This window comes from Flavobacterium sp. (assembly GCF_044361065.1).
GTDB lineage: Bacteria > Bacteroidota > Bacteroidia > Flavobacteriales > Flavobacteriaceae > Flavobacterium.
Genome location: NZ_JBIKJI010000162.1, coordinates 1 through 4341 on the forward strand (window position 1 = coordinate 1; position 4341 = coordinate 4341).

At 31.1% G+C, this 4341-nt stretch carries 4 protein-coding genes; 2 read left to right on the forward strand and 2 right to left on the reverse strand.

Annotated elements, in window-relative coordinates; all coding sequences use genetic code 11:
• On the reverse strand, positions 1 to 1171 hold a 1171-nt coding region (locus tag ACIQ11_RS09030), incomplete at its 3' end, for a DEAD/DEAH box helicase (RefSeq protein WP_396154309.1).
• A 103-nt stretch (positions 1172 to 1274) separates the two neighbouring features.
• Between ACIQ11_RS09030 and ACIQ11_RS09035 the strand changes: the two genes are divergently transcribed.
• The gene (locus ACIQ11_RS09035; protein WP_396154310.1) at positions 1275 to 2987 is read left to right on the forward strand and encodes a M14 family zinc carboxypeptidase; all 1713 of its coding nucleotides are present in this window, start codon (positions 1275 to 1277) and stop codon (positions 2985 to 2987) included.
• A gap of 8 nt (positions 2988 to 2995) precedes the next feature.
• On the opposite strand, the gene ACIQ11_RS09040 is transcribed toward ACIQ11_RS09035, so the two are convergent.
• A complete protein-coding gene (locus ACIQ11_RS09040) occupies positions 2996 to 3595 on the reverse strand; it encodes an NUDIX hydrolase (protein WP_396154311.1) in 600 nt (199 codons plus the stop codon).
• A gap of 7 nt (positions 3596 to 3602) precedes the next feature.
• On the opposite strand from ACIQ11_RS09040, the gene pyrE reads away from it, so the two are divergent.
• On the forward strand, positions 3603 to 4244 hold the full coding sequence (gene pyrE / locus ACIQ11_RS09045; protein ID WP_396149633.1) for an orotate phosphoribosyltransferase: 642 nt from the start codon (positions 3603 to 3605) through the stop codon (positions 4242 to 4244).
• Positions 4245 to 4341: the final 97 nt, after the last annotated feature.

A 4341-nucleotide genomic window follows, 5' to 3' on the forward strand; every position in this document is an offset into this window, starting at 1 on the left:
CTTTTTGAGAAAAGAAACCTAAAATATCCACTTTATTTAATTTGTTTTTCTTACCACCACTAATGTAAATGGTTTTAAATTCTGGTGGTTTCGGAATTACGCTATAATTAGAAACATCAATTTTTTTCATATCATAATCAATGTAATCTACTTTTTTCTCACTATCGTGAATGATAATGTATGCGGTTCCAGAAGCCATCATACGTGCAGTACGTCCATTTCTATGAGTAAACTCATCCACTTTTGAAGGTAAATGATAATGAATTACATTTTTCATTTCTGGAATATCTAAACCACGAGCCCCTAAATCGGTTGTAATTAAATAAGAAATACTTCCGTTTCTAAACTGAATTAAAGCACGTTCACGTTCTTCTTGTTCTAATCCACCGTGATAAAATACAGAGAAAATGCCTTTGTCATTTAAATAATCACTAATTCGTTCTACCGCTTCTCTGTGATTACAAAAGATAATTGCATTCTGAGATTTCAAAGAACAGATTAAATGAAATAAAGAATTAACCTTGTCTTTTTCTTTAGAAATCACCAATTTAAAATCTAAATTAGTTTCTGTTTTTTTCTTATCAATATAATTTAAAACATTCGGATTTTCAATTCGGGTATATTTTGGAACTTCTACTCCATCTGTTGCCGAAACTAAAATTCGTTTTTCTAAATTAGTTAATTTCCCAATAATGAATCTCATTTCTTCGTGAAATCCTAATTGTAATGATTTGTCAAATTCATCTAAAACTAAGGTTTTAATGTATTTTGGGTCAAACGTTTCTCGTTCTAAATGGTCTGCTAATCTCCCAGGCGTACCAATTAAAACGGCTGGTGGATTGCTTAAATTTTTAATTTCTGTTTCAATAGAATGGCCGCCATAACAAATATTAACTTTAAAAGTAGTTGCCATTTTTTTCCAAACTTGTTCAATTTGCAAACCCAATTCACGTGAAGGCACAATTATCATACATTGTACTTTATTGTTGTCTTCTTCTAAAAGTTGAAAAATAGGTAATAAAAAAGCCAAGGTTTTACCAGATCCTGTTGGCGAAAGTAGTACTACATCAGAATCAATTAAAATAGACGTTTCTGCAGCTACCTGCATTTTATTTAAACTTTCGATACCTAAATTCAAAAGTATATTATTGGAATGTAAATTTTTATTCATCCTGCAAAGGTAGTTTTTAATTTACCAATATTCAATTATACGTTATACGGAGTATTGATATTGACATTTAAAATTCTTACTTTTGAAATTCAAATATTCAATTATGCGCTATACCTTACTGTTTTTATTTGCTTCTTTATTTGTAAACGCTCAAATAAATTTGTTAACGCCCTTCGAAAAAGGTAACAAAAATCAATCTACCACATACGAAGAATGTATTTCTTTTTACAAATTATTAGCTGCAAATTCAGACAAAATTGAAATGCGAACTATGGGACTAACAGATAGCGGAAAACCTTTGCATATTATAGTGTTTTCTGAAAATAAAAATTTTAATTTTAATCAGAATAAAGCGGTTTTGCTAATCAATAACGGAATTCATCCAGGTGAACCAGACGGCATTGATGCAACTATGATGTTAATGCGAGATATTGCAAATGCAAAAATAAAAGTACCAAAAAACACTATTATTGTTGCTATTCCGGTATATAATATTGATGGTATGTTGAACCGAAATTCGTTTTCAAGAGCCAATCAAAACGGACCTGAGGCCTACGGATTTAGAGGAAACGGAAGAAATTACGATTTAAATAGAGATTTTATAAAATCGGATACACGAAATTCAAGAAGTTTTCAAGAATTATTTCATACAGTTAATCCCGATGTTTTTTTAGACAATCACGTGTCAAATGGCGCCGATTATCAATATACTTTCACTTGTATTGCCACACAACACGAACGTTTAGGCGAGAAATTAGGCAACTTTTTCAAAAATGAAATGTATCCTGAAATGGTAAACGATATGCGAAATAAGAAAATTGACGTGATTCCGTATGTCAACATTCACGGTGCAAAACCTGATTTAGGTTACGAACAATTTACCGATACTCCACGTTTTGCCACTGGTTATACTACGCTATTTAACACCTTAGGATTTGTGCCTGAAACACATATGTTGAAACCATATAAAGATAGAGTGAAAACGACTTATGAATTTATGGTTACAGCAATTAATTATACCGATGCGAACTGGGAAAAAATAAAACAACTAAGAAAAGACAATTTGGAAGATTATAAAGCTGGAAAGCAATATCCATTACATTGGGAAATTGATTCTACAAAAGTGTCTTATATGGATTTTAAAGGCTATGAAGGTGGCTACAAACCAAGTGAAATCTCTGGAAAAGACAGATTGTTTTATGATAGAAATAAACCTTTTACAAAGAAAATTCCGTTTTATGGAAATTATAAACCAACGAAATTTGTAACAATTCCAAAGTATTATGTTGTTCCACAAAGCCAATGGCAAATTATTGAATTGTTAAAATTGAACAATATTGAAATGACTCCTATTACTCAAAATGAAATTTTTGAAGTAGAAATCTATAAAATTGCCACTTATCAAACAGGAAAAAATGCGTATGAAGGGCATTACGGACATTATAATACTACCGTAACAAAAAATATAGAGAAAATGGAATTTAGAGCCGGCGACTATAAAATTTCAACCAATCAATTAGGCGTGAAATATCTATTAGAAACCCTTGAGCCAGAAGCCGTTGATTCGTATTTTAATTGGAATTTTTCCGATACGATTTTACAACAAAAAGAAGGGTATTCCAGTTATGTTTTTGAAGATGTCGCGAAACAAATTTTAGATGAAAATCCAACTTTAAAACAAGAATTTGAAGCTAAAAAACAAACCGACAAAGCTTTCGCAGAAAATGGCAACGACCAATTATATTGGGTGTACAAACATTCAAAATACTTTGAAAAAGAGTTTATGCGTTATCCTGTTTATAGGGTTTTGGAATAATTAAAAACCTAAATCACTTTCTCACTTTCAAATAACAATTTAATATTTTCATAAGAATTTCCTAAAGTGGCTTCAATATCTGAAGGTTTTATCCAAACGGCTTTTGAAATGCCTTCTTTTTCTTGCGGACAAGTTACTCCTGTGAAGTTGGTTTGCATTTTAAACCAATATGTAATTTTTAATTTAAAAACGCCGTTACGTTTAAATACGTGATAGGTTTTTTGCAATTTTTCTGTAATTTTTAATCCTGAAACACCGGTTTCTTCCTCTACTTCACGCATAGCGGCATTCTCCATCGTTTCTTCTTTTTCAACGCCTCCTTTTGGCAAATCCCATTTACCGTTTCTAAAAATAAACAACACATCGCCATCAGAATTAAAAACTAAACCACCACCCGCTTTAGCTACAGGGATTTTAGATTTCAAAGTCTTCATAATTAACTTTTCATCTGAGTGATATAAGTAGGCACTTTGTATTTTATTCAAAAATAATTCTGAGATTACTTTTGGAATATTTACCGTTTCTAACAGATAAATTTTGAAATTTGTTTCCTTTTCAATTTTATTTGTTAAAAAAAGTGGTTTCTCGTTTACAAAAACTTTATACATTTGCAATATGATATTTAATAACAACACAGCACAACAAACAGCCGAATTGCTTTTACAAATAAACGCAATTAAATTAGAAACAAAAAATCATTTTACTTGGGCTTCTGGCTGGAAAAGTCCAATTTATTGTGATAACCGCGTAATTCTTTCATTTCCAGCGGTTAGAAATTATATTAAAGATGAATTCGTAAAGCAAATTGAAGCCAAATTTGGTCGTCCAGATGTCATTGCTGGTGTAGCAACTGGTGCAATTGGTATCGGAATCTTAGTTGCAGAAGCTATGGGATTGCCATTTGTTTATGTTCGTCCAGAAGCAAAAAAGCACGGAAGACAAAATCAGGTTGAAGGTTTTTTACAAAAAGGTCAGACCGTAATTGTAGTTGAAGATTTAATTTCTACAGGCGGAAGTAGTTTAATGGCAGTTGAAGCATTACGTAATGAAGGCGCTAATGTAAAAGGAATGGCCGCTATTTTTACCTATGGATTTCCTATTTCTGAAGAAAAAATTGCTGCAGCAAAATTAGACGTATATACATTAAGTAATTACGAAAACTTAATTGAAAAAGCCGTTGAGAAAAAATATGTTTCGGAAGAAGAATTAGAGACACTAAAATCTTGGAATAGTAATCCGAGTGAATGGGGGAAATAGATTTTTAGAATATTAGATTTTTAGACAAATTAGATAATTAGACATAAAAAAAACGCAGATTCTTAGAATTTGCGTTTTTTTTATTGGACTAAATTAT